The following is a 17159-nucleotide window of genomic DNA, read 5'->3' as shown; positions in this document are numbered from 1 at the left end:
GTTAACGAACCGACGCGATGAGTTCACTCGCTCCGGCGTCACGCAACTTGTCGGCAACTTCTTTTCCGAGCATGACTGCGGCGGCGACATCCGTTGTCGCTGCAGCGTGATCGAGAGTGCAGCGAGCATGCTCTTCAAGACGCTGCGTTCCGTCGGGCGACATGACGACCACACTCAAACAAAGTTCGCCGGGTTGATCGTCACTCTCTTTCTCGACGGTGCCATACGCTGCGATCGGGGCAAGGCACCCGCCATGCAATTCCGCGAGCACGGTGCGTTCAGCAACTACCGCCAATCGGGTTTCCAGATCATCGAGATTGGCGAGCGCGTCACGCGCAAAGGCGTCGTCACTGCGGACCTCGATCCCGAGTGCACCTTGGCCGGGAGCGGGCAGCATCTCATCGAGCGAGAACTGCACGCGTGGCAGGTCATGCATCTCCAATCGCACCACGCCCGCCTCTGCTAATACAATCGCATCGAACTCACCGTCGTGAAGTTTCGACAAACGGGTCTGCACGTTGCCGCGAATCGGCAAGATCTCCAAATCGCTACGCATCGATTTCAATTGGGCCATCCGGCGTGTGCTCCCCGTGCCTACCTTGGCCCCCGGGAGCAAACTGCCGAGATCGATCCCTTTCTCTGAAACCAGACTATCGCGGACGGTCTCTCGCGGCGGCACCGCGGCGAGTGCGAACCGCTCGTCCACCTGCGTCGGCAAGTCCTTGAGCGAATGGACCGCCACGTCGGCCTCGTCATCGAGGAGCGCCTGTTGAATCCGTTTGGTGAACAATCCGACCTGACGCGTCCCGTCGATCGGGCGGAGATCCGTGTCTCCTTTGCTGACCAAGGGCACGAGTTCGGTTTCGAACCCGTATTCGGCCAAACGCGCGGCCACGTGGCGTGCCTGCCACATCGCCAGGGGGCTTTCACGGGTGGCGATTCGGAGCATTCGCGATGAATCGCCGGGTACCTGGGAATCGTTGGTGCGTTTGGGGGATGGGGACGATTTTTCGTTCAAGGGGATTCAGTCAGAATATTAGGAGGACGAACGCCAGATATAATCACGAGAAAGCACCTAATCCGAACAATCCGGACGATGCAAAAGAACGCAAAACATGGCCTTGCGCCGCGGTCGACCTGGACGATTGATCGAAATGTGCGTTTCTCAAAAGCTCTACTAGTCTATCCTAGAGCCCAGTTCCTCCGGCAGTTTAGGGGGACAATGACGCTGCTGAAACCTGACACCACTGAACACTCTTTTTCGGATTGACCTCAACGTGTCTTCCCACGCCAGCAACGCTGATTCATCGCCACCCGAGCAGGATTCCGAAGGTTTCAACTCGAGCGACTGGGCGCCACCGATTAGCCACCATTCCTCATCGAGCGGATCAGCCAAACCGGGTTCCGACGCCACGCACTTCCGCGACGCCAATCACTCGCTCGGACACACCCAAGAATGGCAGTCCGACGACAACTCCATCTCCATCGAACTCGACGATGAGCCGGAAGATTACGGCCCGCTGCCGGAAGTGATCGGCGGGTACCGCGTCGGCACACGACTGGGACGCGGAGGAATGGGGGAAGTGTTCCTCGCCGAACACCGGTCGATGGGTCGCACCGTGGCACTGAAAATTCTGCCGGCAAAGTGGCTGGGACGCAGCGGATCGGTCGACCGTTTTCACGAGGAAATCCGCGCCGCCTCGCGTTTGATGCACCCGAACATTGTGACCGCCTTCGACGCCGGCCAATCCGAAGGCATCCATTTCCTCGCGATGGAGTACGTCAACGGAAAAACGCTTTCACAAATCGTCGCAGACGAAGGACCGTTCTCTATCGGCGACGCCACGTCCGCGATCCGCCAAGCCGCCTTCGCGCTGCACCACGCTCATACGGCGGGAATCATTCATCGAGACGTGAAGCCCGGCAACCTGATGCGTTCTCATGAGGGCACGATCAAACTACTCGACCTCGGATTAGCACGCTTCTCGCGTCACTGGCATAACGCCAACGAAAGCAAACTCAGCAACAGCAAGATCGGCGTCATTGATCCCAACCAAGTCGTGCGTCCCACATCGCGCGACGAACCCAAAGCCCCCGATTCCCCAAAATCGGACTCGCTAAAACCACTCACGTCCCCCAAACGATCGCTCTTGGGAACGCTTGCGTTCATCTCACCCGAACAACTCGAAGACCCTGAGTCGGCCGACGCCCGCAGCGACCAATACTCGCTCGGCGCAACGCTGTTCTATCTGCTCGTGGGACACCCACCGTTCCCCGGCGAGATGATTGACCAAATCTACGGGCACCGTCATGGCGAGATTCCCGACCTGATGTCTTATCGCCAAGACGTTGACCTGACACTCGCAAACATCGTCAGCCGGATGCTCGCAAAGTCGCCGGCGCAGCGATACGGTTCGATGGACGAAGTCGCCCGCGCAATGTCGCCTTACGATAACGACCGTTCGACACCCGCCTGGGTTTTGGATTTTGCAGAACGAAAACTCGATGAAGAGGGATCGACCGCCAACGAAGTCAGCCGCAGCACGCGAGCGACTCGAAATAAAACACTCAGTGTTCTGGGCATCGACATGGGCCTCACCCACGCCGCCACCGCGGTCGGCCTGCCTGACGGCAATATCCATCCCGGATGGCCCGCATTAACCGCGGGAGGGCCACAACCATTGTTCCGGATGGCTGTTGCCGAACGGCCGAGTTCCTCTAACTCACAAACGGACAAAGTCCTCTTCGGTCAAGCAGCCTACGAACTACGGAAGAATCATCCGCACCGTGTCTCGCATTGCCAAATGATGTACTTCGGCCGCAACGAAATGCTGCGAAGAATCGACGGCCGCATGTGCCCACCGATTGTCGCCACATCGCTCTGCCTGCGACGACTCGTCGGCACGACTTTGATGAATCACAGCTCCGCGAAAAAAGAGACACCACCGGCCGTTCCAGGCCAACCCTCCTCCGGCGCAACGACTGGTTCTATCGACAGCGTTCTCGGCGCCACATGGCATCGACATGAAAGCTGGCCTGATGCGGTCGCGATCACGGTACCTGGATGCTACGACCAACTGCACCGCCGCGCCGTTTACACGGCCGCACGGATCGCCGGACTCCCTTCGGTGCGTCTGATCGACCGGGGTGTCGCGATCGCGAGGTTCGCGTTGAGAAGTGATCAGTCCTACGGCGACCCGGATACGAAATACACCGAACAAACTCGCTCACTCGATGGCGATGAATCCGAGTCGATCCTCTACGTTGGCTTGACCGGTCAAGCGTTTGACGTTGCGATGATACGTCGCCGGGGCAAGAAGATCGAACAGATCTCCTCAGCGGGGCACTGGCAACTCAGCGCGATCGCGTGGTCGAGTCGCCTGGTCGAAATCATTCAATCCCGACTCGTTAATCGCCCCAAGCGAGGTTCAAAGAGGACGTCAAACCGGAGTTGGCTGCTCCACGCGGCGAAGGTTCAGATTGCGGGAGAACGGGCGATGAACTCGTTGCTGTTGCTCCCCGAAACTACGGTCGAAATCCGCCACGAAGGCAAAACAGAAACCGTCAAGATCACTCGCACCGAATGGCTGCAAGCCTGCAACGACCTGATGACATCGATCGAGCGTGGCATCGCGTTGGCGTGCTCACGTGCGGAAATCGACGCGAACAAGATCGAGCGCTGCTTCGTGCTCAGTCCGATCCTGCGACTGCCGCCGATTCGAAAGCGTGTGTTCGCGGCTCTCAACAAGAACGCGTCCATTGAATTCTTTGATTACACCGACGCCGCAACGGGGGCCGCTGCCTGCCTGGCATCGGAACTCCCCGGACACCGCGACGGGATCTTGCCGACGCAAACCTCAGTGTCCCACTCGGTCGGCTTTGTCATCTCCGAAGCCACCGGCAAACGAAAGATCCTGCCGATCATCACCCGCGGGACACCCACCCCGGCACGAACCAATCGCCAACTCGGCGGCACAGCCAAAGACGAAGCGTTGACGCTCGCCTTAGTGGAATCGTCAGGGGTCGAAGACGAAGCCTGGCAGACCCTCGGTCGACACCGCATTGCCGTCGACGCATCCGAGCGAGCCCCCACCCGCAAGATCGGATTTGAGATCGACATCAACGGCCTGTTGTCGGTGCATTTAGAACGGCCCGACCTCGGACGAACCGTGCGAATGCCCTCACTCCCGGAACTGGGAATGAGCCCCGATCAGTGGGAGGATTGGCGGGAATGGGTGGAAAATCAGGCTTAAGCAAAACGTAGCGTTGCCCGCCTTTGTCAAACGCTAACGCTCGTAACGGTCAGGCGGATATTCGCCGCCTCAATTCTTCAAGATTGGGTTGTTTTTACTCAATTCTCGTTTGATCAGCGAAGGCCATTGGATAGCCTAGGTGGGTCGCAGGAAGACCAGATTTGCAACCGCAACTTCCCGCGATCGAGAATTCAAAATGGAGTGTGGGGAACGTTCCCCGAATCACATCGCACCGCATGTGGCCTGTTTCAATTGGGAAGGTGAAGGAAACAATGGATATGAGTGAAACGAGTCGACCTATGATCGATGAAGTGGATCTGATGATCGATAACGCTCGACTCCGAGATGAGTTAGAACCGTATCGTGACGATTCAATCGACGACCCAACGATGCGGTACATGCCGTTACCGGTGGAGAACGAATACCTCGCATCCATCCTTGCTTGGGAACGTGCGCCCGCTCTTCCGATTCGCGATTGGTTCAACCCACCACTGCAAATCCCTGCTCCCGACGCGCTCGACGACGAAACGCTGTCGAGCACACTGCAGCGGACGATCGCCAAACTGAAGTCACAACGGATCGTGCTTTCATGCACTGATCACTTGAGCGACCGGGAACTGTACCGGGTTATCTATCGCGACATTCTTCCATGTTGCGAAAAGAAGGTTGCCGTTGAAGGCAATGAACTCGAGTGGCGCTGCGTTGACGACAGCGAGACGTGGTTGACCTATTACGCCGATGCCGTTGAACGACGCCGTTTTCAAGAAGAACACCAGATCGATTTACCGAAGGCAAAGAAGCCACGTTATCGCCGCGACGCTCGGTAGCACACGCTCCATTCGAACACACAAGCCATTCGAACACACAAGAAGTGATCGGCCAGTTGACCAACCCGCTCATCCGACGTCGCGTTGATTCGCGAAGTCGTCACTGAGATAAAAAAAGCGAACCAGCTCCACATCCTGCTTCACTGAGTTCGCTTTGTTGATCCTTCAGCCTTGATCCGACGCACGTCATCCTTGAAACGCGTCAGGCCTGAAGCCTGCCGGCAAATGAATTTGCCGAATTGAGTTCTGCGGTAAAACTCATCAGGTTATCAACAACAAAAATTAGGGAGTGACGATCCGTGTCCCGAGATCTAAGTCTCGTTGGTGGCGTCCGTCTGATACCATCTCCCGATGACCCGTTCACAATCATTGTGACGTACCAATAGGTGACGCGTTCCTGCGTCAACCGATGATTCAGAACCTAGCGAGTTGAAGCCCAGAGGCACTGTCGCTGGAAGGAACTCGGAGCAACTCCGAAGGTGTGTTGAAGCGGTGCTTTTCGATGTGAGTTAACTATGCACATTGTGTTCGTTACTCTATCAAAATGCATCGTTTACACTCCGTATGGAAAAGCAGGGCGTCAAGAAAAGTGAGACCAAGAAAACTTGATCATTGCGAGCAACTATCGCGTTGGGTCGCGTCGACGCCCGTGTTGTTGAAGCCACGAAGAATTTGTCTTCAGCGGTCTCGAATGTCAACAACAAACTGGACCTTTGCACCACGGAAAAGTTTTTTCAATGCGTTTGAGCTTGAAAAAAACGGTATCTTAGCGTGAAGATTTTTTTTGTGCAAAACTCGTCCGAAACCGAATGCCATCGGCTTGCCTGCGAGACAGGATCAACATGAATGAACCCTCGGATCTGGCCCCAAAACTTCCGCCAATCGACGACGCCATCGCAACCAAACGGATACGCTGGTTTGACGATGACTACGTTGCCGAAATGGTGCGATTCCTCGGACCAAACGCGTGCCGACGGCTCGCGATCTTTCCATTGCCTCGGGCGTTCACTCTCAGCGTGATCGTACCAGTCTACAACGAATGCGATACCGTTGCGGACGTACTCGAACGACTGCGTCAAACTGGCCTCCCGGTAGAAATCATTTTGGTCGACGACGGATCCAATGACGGATCATCCGAAGTCCTCGACACATGCAGCATCGCCGATGATGTAACGCTGATTCGACACGAGCGAAATCGCGGCAAAGGCGCCGCGATTCGCAGCGGCATCGAGGCCGCAACGGGCGACGTCATCGTTATCCAAGATGCCGACAGTGAATACGATCCCGATGACCTTCGCGGATTGCTGCAACCGCTCATCGAGAACTCCGCTGACGTCGTCTACGGTACACGCTACGGCCACTGCGATCGTCAGGTTTCGCCGTGGTGGCACCAAGCCGTCAATGGGTTCATCACCACACTCGCCAACGTCTCGATCGGCCCGCGGTTGAGCGACGTGGAAACATGCTACAAGATGTCCACTCGCGAGAACTTCCAACGTATCTTGCCGCAACTCAAAGAAGACCGATTCGGCATTGAGATCGAATTGACCGCACGTTGGGCGCGACTGGGACTGCGTTTCACCGAACGCCCCATTCGGTATCAACACCGCTGGTACGACGAAGGAAAGAAGATCACTTGGAAAGACGGCGTCTCGGCCCTGTTCTGCATCGCGAAGTACGGGCTATTTCGCCGCTAGAACATCTTCAAAGAGAGAGAGGTTGCCAGACTTCTCTCGGGGGGCTCAACCCCTCACGCGCCCCGCCTCTGCGTATAGATGCGTCATCGTCGGAAATGCGTTAAAGCAGCGTCACCGCCGAACACATCAGCATTGTGCCGATGCAAGCAGCATGGCGACGCACGACACAGCGGCCTACGAACCTGAACGCAGAACAAGTGACTCGAAGAACGAGTGTTCTCACGTCCGCCCGACATCTGCGTTGAGTCCTTGAATGCGGCCCGTGAATGCCATGCGGGCCGCCCCCTCCCTTGGAACGAGCACGAGAAGAGATGACGTTCGCAACGATTGCGCCGGTTAGCGGATTGCATCGGTTGGCGAACGGGTGACTGCTATCGGATTTGTTGCATTGCCCTGTTGCCTGACGCGTCGATATCAACCAACGGTAGTCCGACTACAGATCGGGATGACATCTCCAAGGATCAATCATGAAACGTTCGCTCTCCGCCGCTCTCGCCATCATCGCAACCGTATGCGGCGCAACCGCTGCACGTGCTGATCTCGATTCATTACTCGGAGACTGGGCCGAAGCGGCATCGCATGAATCCGACGCCTACGCGGCGGAAGACTTCACGCTCGCGCCGGCAAGTGCTGGCATTGGCGGACCCGACACTGCCCAACCTCAAACGCCCGCTCGCGTGCAAGCTACCGCTTCGGAGAACAAAGACGCCGACAAGACCCTCACATCACATGCGGGTAGCGGAATTTACCAAGACCACGCGGGTGCGATTCCAGGCGTGGTTGAATCGCCCGTCATGGAAGGCTACTCGGCACCGACCGCGACCATTAACCCGTACTACACTCCGGCGTCGTCCGACTGCGGTTGCGACTCGGGTGAATGCAAGAAAACGTCATCGTGGGGATGCAGCGGCGGGTGCGGTGAACTGATCGACGGCGGTCAAGGCTGTTATTGCAAAGGCCTGAGCGAATGCCGGCCTCACCAACGCCCCGTTTTGCCACCACCGAGCAGCCTGCTGCAGATTTTCCGCAGCCGGAACTCATACTCGTCCGTATGGGCGGGCTACGCCGAAGAAACTCGCGCACGTTGCCGGAACACCAGCCCTCACCTCTTAGGCACCTGGCGTACGTGTGACCACGGCGGATTGCTCGAACCCGACTGCAACACGTGCAACTCATGTGAGTCAGGCGAAAGCTGCGATTCAGGTTGCGATCGCTAAAAGATTACTCTTCGGTGACTCGCACCGTCGTCATCTCATCGCCCTTCTTGATCGAATCGACGACGTCTTGTCCTTCGATCACCTTTCCGAACACGGTATGGCGATCGTCGAGGTGCGGCGTGGCGACGTGAGTGATGAAGAATTGGGAACCGTTGGTGTTCGGCCCCGCGTTAGCCATCGACAAGACCCCGGGTCCGTCGTGACGCAGCGAAGGATCGAATTCGTCTTCGAATTGGTACCCAGGACCGCCGGTTCCGGTACCTTGCGGGCATCCGCCTTGGATCATGAAGTCAGCGATCACGCGGTGAAACGTGAGCCCGTCGTAGTACTTCTTCTCGCAAAGTTTTTCGAAATTGCCGACCGTCTTCGGCGTTTTTTCTTCGAAGAGTTCGACTTTGATCGTACCGCGATTGGTTTCGAAGGTTGCAACTTTCATCGTTGTGTTTCGTAAAGAGAATGTTTGGGGGAAATTGGCTCGATATTGCAGTCGGGACCATACCGGACGCATCGCACCGGATCAATGATGCCGGCGGACTCCACAACATCAGAAACCGCCCTCACAGCGGGCCAATTCCTCCGTCAGCCGAATGACGTCGCTACCGCGCCGGAGGCTTTCTCCAACGAGCTAATTGAGGTCGAGCTCAGATTCGAGTTCGCGAAGTTCCCGCTCAGTCGGATCGAGAACATCACCGTCGCCTGAGTCCGATACACCCGATGGCGGACCGTTCCCCTCTTGCTCATCGCTCGACGGTTCCTCGCCTTCGGTCCCTGGAGGCGGAACAACCGTGGTGGAACTAACTCGGTTATCCATATCAATCGGCTTGCGACTGCCATCGGGCATGACCAAAAAGACTTTCTGCAACTCGCCAGCATTGGTCATTTTGATCGAAAGCTGGAAATCTCCCTTCTCCGATTTGCCATCCAAGATCATGAATTCCGGATTGGCTTTTCCTTCCTCGACGGTCGCAAAGACATTCATACTCAGCGACTCGATCTCGCCAACTTCGCTTCGCAATTCCGCCATCTGGTTCAGTTGGCTACGAATCGGTTCAAAAATCGCCGAGCCGTAATTCTGGACCCCGTACAAGCCGACACCGCAACAGATAATCAGACAAAAGAGTCCTCCACCGAGCAAAAGTGCGACGATCCACAGACACGTGCGGCGACTCTTGGGGGCGACAGAAGCACCGGGCTGGCCTCCCGCGACGCCGGAATTGCCGGTGGGATTCCCGGAAGGAAATGGGTCGTTGGACATATCGCCCTTTAATCCGTTATTGGGGGTCGGACGCACAGCAGGAATGCCCGCCATCCGAATCGTTTAGAGTCGCGGGATGTTCGAAATCACGTCCCAGCAGAGGACGAATTTTAGCGGAGAACGACGAAACATTCGAGTCGGCACAGTGATCGAGCCACTCGGATGCGTCATTTTGTCTCGCGGCGTCCACCGATCCAGAAAGAAACACACTCGCCCTCACACGGGCGGCTCCCTGTGGGCAGAATGACGTGGAATCAAACCCTGCAAGCCCGTACAGACGCAGATCACCCCCACCCGGACCAACAAACGCAGATCGGGTTACCATCCTAAGAGCGTGAGAGGCCGCTTAGTGGCAGGAAAACCTCCGTCATTCCAAACGACACCACCTCCAACACACGCATTACGAACCCGCAGAAATAGATTATACCACTAGAGCGCACGAGGATTTCGGCTATTTTAATACTGCGTTAGCAAACGACGTTGGGAAACCTCGCTACGTCGCAAGGGCATTTAAACACGCGTGCGGTTGGGTAGACCGTTTTTTGTCCACGAATATTCGTTTTCAGGCCATTGCGACTCATAGAACTCGCTGGCCCAACTAGTCTGAGGAGACTCCTGTAGATGACTAAGTGCAAGTTGGAGTACATCTGGCTCGACGGCTACCAGCCGACACAGAGCATGCGTAGCAAGACCAAAGTCGTTGATGATTTCAGCGGTAATGTTGAGGACGCTCCCCAATGGTCGTTCGACGGTTCGTCGACCGAACAAGCGCCAGGCGGCGCCAGCGATTGTTTGCTGAAACCCGTTTTCTGCTGCCCCGATCCCGATCGCCTCGGCACGGGCTTCCTCGTCATGTGCGAAGTGCTCAACGCAGACGGCAGCCCACACCGCAGCAACGGCCGCGCAACGATCAAGGACAAAGACGACGATTTCTGGTTCGGTTTCGAGCAGGAATACACAATCTTCGATCCTGAAACCAATCGCCCGATCGGTTTCCCAGCAGAAGGCTTCCCCGCCCCTCAAGGCCCGTACTACTGCAGCGTCGGTGCCGGCAAAGCAGTCGGACGTGAAATCGTAGAAGAGCACCTCGAACTGTGCTTGGAAGCTGGCCTGAATGTCGAAGGCATCAACGCCGAAGTCATGATGGGTCAGTGGGAATTCCAAATCTTCGCCAAGGGCGCCTGCCGCGCTGGTGACGAAATCTGGGTCGCCCGCTACCTGCTCGACCGTACCGCCGAGAAATACGGCATGGTCATCAACTACCACTGCAAACCAGTCAAAGGCGACTGGAACGGCAGCGGCATGCACGCCAACTTCTCCAACACGCTCCTGCGTACCTGCGGCAGCAAAGAAGTTTACGAAGCAGTTTGCCAAGCGTTCGAGCCACGCATCAGCGAGCACATCGACGTTTACGGTGCAGACAACGATCAGCGTCTGACCGGTTTGCACGAAACTCAGTCGATCGACAAGTTCAGCTACGGCATCTCGGACCGCGGTGCTTCGATCCGCATTCCAATCTTCACCGTCGAGCACGGCTGGAAGGGATGGCTCGAAGATCGTCGCCCAGCATCCAACGCTGACCCTTACATGGTTGCCAGCGCAATCATCGCAACAGTACGCACGGCCAAGATCCCTGCAACTGTCTAAAGCTCACTGACATCAGTGATTACAGAACAAAGCCCTGATCGCCTTACGGTGGTCCGGGCTTTTTTCGTTGGCGTGCGTCTTCTCGAATTGCGTCCGTAATCTTCAACCCAGCCACCGAGACCAATCCGCTCCAATCTCCCCTCTCGCATTTTCGCATCACCAACCCCAAAGAGCCTTGCCAATGGACGCCCCTTTTCGCGGCAACCTGCTTGCGCCGCCGGCAGCCACCGGATCCGAAGAGGTCGTCCAGACCATCGACCAAAGCTCCCACACTCGAATCGAACGGATCGTTTCCAACGGACAGTGCAGCCCACCGGGATTCTGGTACGACCAAGACGAACACGAATGGGTCACGGTGATCGCAGGACAGGCCAAGATCCGATTTGATGACCACGGCGACGAGTCGATCATCCACTTGAGACCAGGCGATCACCTGACGATCGAAGCCCACCGGCGACACCGCGTGGAATGGACAGACACCGAAGAACCAACGATTTGGATCGCGGTATTCTACGACAATAGGCCAGACAAAATCTGACCTATTATGACTTCAACGATTCTTTACATCACCCGCGTGTCGGTGGATCACGATAGACCCACCGACATAAACGAACACGAATGACTCAGCTCATCGCAGCGTTGCAGACGAAGATCTTCATCGAGTGACGCCCCATCTCAATGATGCGGTTACTCGGAGCAACCGGGCCATCGACATCCGGGTAGATGTCCTTCGGCGAAGGAGCCGATGTGTCAACGAACAGATTCCAAACCGCGCCACGCCCGATCGACGGAAGTTCAAACTCCAGGTTATCGCCGGTGCTGTTGAACATCATGATTAAGTCACGACCGAGACCTTCGGGATCATCCAAACGACTCGGTGCGGCGATGTACGCGGTCATCGCAAGCGCCCCTTGATCCCAGTGCAACGGATTGCCGTCGGCGCCGTACCAAGACACGTCCGGAATCTTTCGGCCATCGACCGGTCGCCCGGTCAGATACTCTTTCCGACGGATTGTTGGTTGGCTCTTACGGAACTGAATCAGGGCACTCACAAAACGCGTTAAGTCCGCGTTCTTCTCAACCAATCGCCAATCAAACCATGAAATATCGTTGTCTTGGCAATAGGCGTTGTTGTTGCCTTTTTGGGTCCGCCGAACTTCGTCACCGCTGACAATCATCGGCACGCCTTGGCTGACCAACAACGTCGTCAACATGTTTCGCACTTGCTGGCTGCGAATCGTCGCGATGCATTTCTTACGCGTCGGGCCTTCCACACCATAGTTGTCACTAATGTTGTGGTTGTCACCGTCGTTGTTGTTCTCGCCGTTGGCGTCGTTGTGCTTGTCCTTGTACGACACGAGGTCGCTCATCGTGAATCCGTCATGACTTGTAATGAAGTTGATGCTGCAGAACGGAGGCCGTCCGGCATGCTCATACAAGTCACTACTGCCTGCCAAACGCGTGGCCAAAGGTCCGAGCGTTCCGCCGTCACCACGCCAAAAACCGCGTGCATCGTCACGATATCGCCCGTTCCATTCGGCCCAACGATAGTTACCAAAACTACCGACCTGATAGGCACCTGCGGCGTCCCATGCTTCGGCGATGATCTTCGTATCGGCGAGCATCGGATCTTCAGCGATCAATTCGACCATCGGCGGGTTCGGCACCAAATTGCCGGACCGGTCACGACTCAAAATACTCGCCAAATCGAAGCGGAATCCGTCGATGTGATAGTTGTGAACCCAGTGACGCAAACAATGGAAAATCATCTCACGAACAACAGGGTGGTTCCCATTGATCGTGTTGCCGCATCCGCTGTAGTTACAGTAGTGCTGGCCTTCACTGAGGATGTAATAGACTTGGTTCTCGAGTCCCTTAAACGACAACGTTGGACCGTTCTCATTGCCTTCACACGTGTGGTTAAAGACAACATCGAGAATCACTTCGATGCCCGCTTCGTGAAGCGCCTTGACCATTTGTTTGAATTCAACAACTTGGGCACCCGGTGCACTGCTGTGAGCGTACCCACGGTGAGGCGCGAAGAACGCCATCGGGTCATAGCCCCAGTAATTGGGCCGAGAGAGCTTCTTGCCGTGCGGGTCACGAATCGGGAATTCGTGAACAGGCATCAGTTCAACGGCCGTGATGCCGAGCGATTTCAGATAAGGGATCTTCTCGATCACGCCGAGGTAACTGCCGCCGGCTTTCACTTTCGCCGTACGACTCTTGGTGAACCCACGAACGTGCATTTCATAAATGACCGTCTCGCTCATGTCGCGACGCAGATGGCGATCGCCTTCCCAATCGAACGAGTGATCAACCACAACACACTTAGGCGGACGAACGAGACCGTCTTTACCGGTTTGGTAGGTCCCCGCGAGAGCTTGTGCGTAAGGATCAATCAGGCGTGCGGAGGAATCGAACCGATGACCGTTTTCGGGTTCCCAAGGACCTGACGCCTGAAAGTGATAGAGCTGCCCCGCTTCGAGTCCGGGTACGTTGAGACTCCATACATCGCCCCAGCGATCTGTATCACGGTCGAAGTCGATGACCTGAGCCGGCTCCCGGTCGTTCACTTTGTTGTACAGCAACAGTCGCATTTCCGTTGCCGAACGGCTGAAAACCGAGAACTGCGTCCCGGTTGCCGATGGCGTGGCGCCAAACGGAGATGCGTATCCAAATTGTAGGTCGGTGCACGGTTGTCGCATCAGCATTGAAAGATCGCTCCTTGAGTCATTCATTCAGGACCACGGCACTTGTCTGCTCGATGACATGTGACATGTCGTCAACTGCAGCTCTGTCACCGCAATCCTGTCGGGTTCCAGTTGTCAGTCAAACCCTACCACCAAGCCTTGCACTAGGCTGCTAAATCTTAAAACCGGGCATTGAAATCCCATCCCCGCAGGCAACTGCGTACTAATGGGGCAATCGGTTCGTTCCAGGCAAGGCGTGAGAGCGATTACGAATAAATCACTCCTGCCAAAACTGCGGGGTGATCTGGACCATCACACTCACGTGAAGGGTTCGAAACTAATGGGTTCGGAACTCGTTGAAGCGACAGAAGTCACCTCAGTGGACTCAAAAACGGTCTCCTTTGAAGGAAGTGAAACGTCGTAAACTGCATCATACTACCGTCACAAGCCGCCGTGACAGACAGCGAAGAGAAATGCCCTAGCCTGGAAATGCCATACGACCCCTAAAGCCGCAATTAGCGGCGTCATCGAGGACTCAGGCAATGCTGCCTCCGCCGCCCATGCGGCAAAATGCAACACGCTGTGCCCAATTGCGGCGATAAACGACCAATTCATAGCGGCGGATTTCGTTCACTTAAGCAGATCACTTGTGGGGGCGTCCTCCGACCCTTGGTCGCATAGAATTGGGCCTTGGTCGCATAGAATTTGGCATTGGTCGCATAAAACAGGCCAATGCTCGTACCGAGTTGAATCCTCCGACTTGGTCGAACGACTCCCCGACCGGGCATCTCTTCTCAAACAGCACTTCTCTCCCGCAAATCACGCACCGGAGTGGCGATGGCGTCCCCAACCCCACAACAACGAATCAACGAACTCGCCGAACAGATTCGACATCACGATCATCTCTACTACCAAGCCGCGGCGCCTGAGATTTCGGATTTACAGTACGACCAGTTAATGGCCGAACTGATCAACCTGGAGAAAAAACACCCCGAATTCGCCTCCGACGACTCTCCCACCCAACGCGTCGGTGGCGACACGGTCGATCACCTCGTTCAGGTGCCTCACAAGGTCCCGATGCTGTCGATCGACAACACCTACAGCCGCGAAGAATTGAAAGCGGCGATGCAGCGAATCGAAAAATCGCTCGAAGGATCACTCGAAGACGGCGAATCCGTGGCGTGGGTGATGGAATACAAAATCGACGGCGTCGCCGGATCGATCCGCTACGAAAACGGCAGGCTCGCCCTCGCACTCACGCGCGGCAACGGTGTCGTTGGTGACGACATCACCCACAACGTGCGAACGATCCGAGACCTGCCGCTGACACTGCGATGCCCGAACCCACCGGCCGTCGCCGAACTCCGTGGCGAAATCTACATGACGGAAGCTGACCTCGCTGACCTCAACGTTCGCCAAACCGAAGCCGGCGGCGAACCTTACAAGAACACCCGCAACGTGACCGCGGGAACCATTCGATTGCTCGATCCCAAGATTGCCGCCGAGCGAAAGCTTCGCTTCTTTTGCCACGGCAACGGCCAAATCGAAGGTCTCGACGTCTCCGACCACATGTCCTTTCTAAACTGGGTCAAATCCGTCGGCGTCCCTTGCACACCAGACGCCACACCGCTTCAGTCGATCGACGCGGCACTCGAAGCGGTTGCCAAACTCGAAGTCGAAATGCCGGACCTACCCTTCGAAGTCGATGGGATCGTCTTCAAAGTCGACTCCTTCTCTCAACGCGAAACTCTCGGCATCCGCAGCAAGAGCCCACGATGGGTGATCGCATACAAGTTCGAACGATACGAAGCGACCACACGTCTCGAGGCGATCGAAGTTCAAGTCGGGAAAGCGGGAACGATCACGCCGGTCGCCTATCTCACGCCCGTCGAAATCGCGGGCACAACGGTGTCACGTGCGTCGCTGCACAACGTGGACGAGATTGAGCGTCTCGACGTGCGAGTCGGCGACCTCGTTGTCGTTGAGAAAGCGGGCAAGATCATCCCCAAGGTCGTCCGCGTCGAGAAGCACGCGAGAACCAAAGCGTTGCCCGAATACCAATTCCCGACCGAATGCCCCGAATGTGGCGAGCCGCTGACTCGCGACGAGGGCGGCGTTTACATCCGCTGCACCAACCCGCAGTGCCCCGCCCAATTGCGACAACGACTCGTCTACTTCGGCAGCCGCGCGGGAATGGACATCGATGGACTCGGCGAAGAAGTCGTTGACCTGCTGCTGCAAAAACAACTCGTCAGTTCCTTTGCCGATCTCTACCGACTCGACGTTGACACGCTCGCGGACTTGACTTGGCCGCGGCAACGCAAAGGAAAGGGCGACGAAATGATCGACGTTCAGTTCGGTCGCAAAAACGCCGAAAACTTGGTCGCCGGAATCGACGCCAGCCGTTCGCGAGGACTGGCTCGGCTGTTGTCTTCAATCAGCATTCGACACGTCGGTCCACGCGTTGCGAAATTGATCACCGCTAAATTCTGGAACGTCGAACTGTTGAAGAAAGCGACCGCCGAAGAGATCGCATCGATCCACGAGATTGGAGAACGCATCGCCGAAAGCCTTGTGGGATTCATTCAAAGCGATGTCGGTTCCCAAACGCTCGACGACCTCGCGTCCGTCGACGTTGTGCTCGCCGAACCCGAACCCAAAGAGTCCGAGCTCGACGAAAGCTCGCTACCGCTATCGGGCAAGAATGTCGTCGCCACCGGAACCCTTGAACATTACACCCGCGATGAGATCAAAGCCCGAATCGAAGCCCTCGGCGGGAGGGCCGCCGGCAGCGTCAGCAAGAAAACCGATTTCGTCATCGCAGGAGACAAAGCGGGCAGCAAACGAGACAAAGCCGAAAGCCTGGGAGTTGAGATCCTGTCGGAGGAGGAGTTCCGAAAACGCTACGAGACCGACGCGTAGACCGGCCGAGGCACTCTCGACAACCGGTCCCCTCGCCGGCGCATCCCCCTCCATGATTAGCCAGTTTGCCGAGAAAACCGCCTATCGCTACACTCCCGTACAGATTTCGCCCGCCGCCTACCTAACGAGAACGGACGCATGAGCTTTGGATCCGAAGTGAACACCCCTTACGAGACGATGAGGGGCCGAGAATTTCCCGCGATCCGTCAATTCACTATTTTTCTCGAAAACCGTGTCGGCCAACTCTTGGAAGTCGTCCGCCGTTTCGAGGGAACAGGAATCCGCATTGTTGCCCTTTCAATCAACGATGCGGCTGAATGCGCGTTCGTGCGATTTTTGATCAGTGATGCCGATCGCGGACGCGAGATCCTCGAACGCTCTGGTTTGGCGATTATCGAAACCGACCTGATCGGCGTCGAGCTTCCCGAAGGACCGCAACCACTTTTGCGAGTTTGCACTGCGCTCCTTCAGGCGGAACTGAACATCATCCAGGCCTACCCTCTGATCGTTCGCCCACATGGCAAACCGGCCGTCGCGATCATGGTCGAAGGTATCGACATGGCGATGAAAACGCTGCACGAAAAGGGCTTCCGAATCATCACGGAAGCGGACCTCGACGGCGACGACGCCACGGGAGACGGAGTCTGA

At 56.5% G+C, this 17159-nt stretch carries 12 protein-coding genes; 8 read left to right on the top strand and 4 right to left on the bottom strand.

The window, feature by feature from the left end; genetic code table 11:
* Nucleotide 1: 1 nt before the first annotated feature.
* Nucleotides 2-949, bottom strand: a complete 948-nt coding sequence (gene hemC / locus FHS27_RS27105) for a hydroxymethylbilane synthase (protein WP_184308994.1) — start codon at nt 947-949, stop codon at nt 2-4.
* Nucleotides 950-1277: 328 nt separating this feature from the next.
* On the opposite strand from hemC, the gene FHS27_RS27100 reads away from it, so the two are divergent.
* From FHS27_RS27100 to FHS27_RS27085, 4 genes are all read left to right on the top strand, one after another.
* Complete coding sequence (locus FHS27_RS27100; RefSeq protein ID WP_184308950.1) at nt 1278-4253, top strand: protein kinase domain-containing protein; 2976 nt, start codon at nt 1278-1280, stop codon at nt 4251-4253.
* Nucleotides 4254-4531: 278 nt separating this feature from the next.
* Entirely contained in the window at nt 4532-5080 is a 549-nt protein-coding gene (locus FHS27_RS27095) for a hypothetical protein (protein WP_184308948.1), read from the top strand.
* 842 nt (nt 5081-5922) lie between these two features.
* A complete protein-coding gene (locus FHS27_RS27090; RefSeq protein ID WP_246421035.1) occupies nt 5923-6777 on the top strand; it encodes a glycosyltransferase family 2 protein in 855 nt (284 codons plus the stop codon).
* Between the two features lie 467 nt (nt 6778-7244).
* Nucleotides 7245-7994 (top strand): hypothetical protein, encoded by a 750-nt coding sequence (locus FHS27_RS27085; RefSeq protein WP_184308944.1) that lies wholly within the window; start codon nt 7245-7247, stop codon nt 7992-7994.
* A gap of 4 nt (nt 7995-7998) precedes the next feature.
* Here FHS27_RS27085 and FHS27_RS27080 read toward each other — a convergent pair whose 3' ends face one another.
* Both FHS27_RS27080 and FHS27_RS27075 read right to left on the bottom strand, forming a co-directional pair.
* Nucleotides 7999-8430, bottom strand: coding sequence for a peptidylprolyl isomerase (locus FHS27_RS27080; protein WP_009103214.1), 432 nt, complete (start codon nt 8428-8430; stop codon nt 7999-8001).
* A gap of 189 nt (nt 8431-8619) precedes the next feature.
* Entirely contained in the window at nt 8620-9249 is a 630-nt protein-coding gene (locus FHS27_RS27075) for a hypothetical protein (RefSeq protein ID WP_184308942.1), read from the bottom strand.
* Nucleotides 9250-9870: 621 nt separating this feature from the next.
* On the opposite strand from FHS27_RS27075, the gene FHS27_RS27070 reads away from it, so the two are divergent.
* Together FHS27_RS27070 and FHS27_RS27065 are read left to right on the top strand one after the other, a co-directional pair.
* Nucleotides 9871-10896 carry a glutamine synthetase beta-grasp domain-containing protein gene (locus tag FHS27_RS27070; RefSeq protein WP_044256761.1) on the top strand — a complete coding sequence of 342 codons (1026 nt, stop codon included), beginning with the start codon at nt 9871-9873 and terminating at the stop codon, nt 10894-10896.
* Nucleotides 10897-11077: 181 nt separating this feature from the next.
* Nucleotides 11078-11434 carry a cupin domain-containing protein gene (locus tag FHS27_RS27065; protein WP_184308940.1) on the top strand — a complete coding sequence of 119 codons (357 nt, stop codon included), beginning with the start codon at nt 11078-11080 and terminating at the stop codon, nt 11432-11434.
* 85 nt (nt 11435-11519) lie between these two features.
* Here the strand turns inward: FHS27_RS27065 and glgX are convergent, their stop codons facing one another.
* Nucleotides 11520-13610: a glycogen debranching protein GlgX gene (gene glgX, locus FHS27_RS27060; protein ID WP_184308939.1), complete on the bottom strand. Its 2091-nt coding sequence runs from the start codon at nt 13608-13610 to the stop codon at nt 11520-11522.
* A gap of 816 nt (nt 13611-14426) precedes the next feature.
* Between glgX and ligA the strand changes: the two genes are divergently transcribed.
* A complete protein-coding gene (gene ligA, locus FHS27_RS27055; protein ID WP_184308937.1) occupies nt 14427-16511 on the top strand; it encodes an NAD-dependent DNA ligase LigA in 2085 nt (694 codons plus the stop codon).
* Between the two features lie 138 nt (nt 16512-16649).
* Entirely contained in the window at nt 16650-17159 is a 510-nt protein-coding gene (locus FHS27_RS27050; RefSeq protein WP_044256763.1) for an acetolactate synthase, read from the top strand.

It is taken from the genome of Aporhodopirellula rubra (genome assembly GCF_014192335.1).
GTDB lineage: Bacteria > Planctomycetota > Planctomycetia > Pirellulales > Pirellulaceae > Rhodopirellula > Rhodopirellula rubra.
This window is presented reverse-complemented; position numbering and strand designations above follow the sequence as displayed.

Excerpts from the sequence above, each read along its gene's own strand:
- hemC (WP_184308994.1), bottom strand. The coding sequence starts at position 949 with ATGCTCCGAATCGCCACCCGTGAAAGCCCCCTGGCGATGTGGCAGGCA.
- FHS27_RS27095 (WP_184308948.1), top strand. The coding sequence starts at position 4,532 with ATGAGTGAAACGAGTCGACCTATGATCGATGAAGTGGATCTGATGATC.
- FHS27_RS27090 (WP_246421035.1), top strand. The coding sequence starts at position 5,923 with ATGAATGAACCCTCGGATCTGGCCCCAAAACTTCCGCCAATCGACGAC.
- FHS27_RS27085 (WP_184308944.1), top strand. The coding sequence starts at position 7,245 with ATGAAACGTTCGCTCTCCGCCGCTCTCGCCATCATCGCAACCGTATGC.
- FHS27_RS27080 (WP_009103214.1), bottom strand. The coding sequence starts at position 8,430 with ATGAAAGTTGCAACCTTCGAAACCAATCGCGGTACGATCAAAGTCGAA.
- FHS27_RS27075 (WP_184308942.1), bottom strand. The coding sequence starts at position 9,249 with ATGTCCAACGACCCATTTCCTTCCGGGAATCCCACCGGCAATTCCGGC.
- FHS27_RS27070 (WP_044256761.1), top strand. The coding sequence starts at position 9,871 with ATGACTAAGTGCAAGTTGGAGTACATCTGGCTCGACGGCTACCAGCCG.
- FHS27_RS27065 (WP_184308940.1), top strand. The coding sequence starts at position 11,078 with ATGGACGCCCCTTTTCGCGGCAACCTGCTTGCGCCGCCGGCAGCCACC.
- glgX (WP_184308939.1), bottom strand. The coding sequence starts at position 13,610 with ATGCTGATGCGACAACCGTGCACCGACCTACAATTTGGATACGCATCT.
- ligA (WP_184308937.1), top strand. The coding sequence starts at position 14,427 with ATGGCGTCCCCAACCCCACAACAACGAATCAACGAACTCGCCGAACAG.
- FHS27_RS27050 (WP_044256763.1), top strand. The coding sequence starts at position 16,650 with ATGAGCTTTGGATCCGAAGTGAACACCCCTTACGAGACGATGAGGGGC.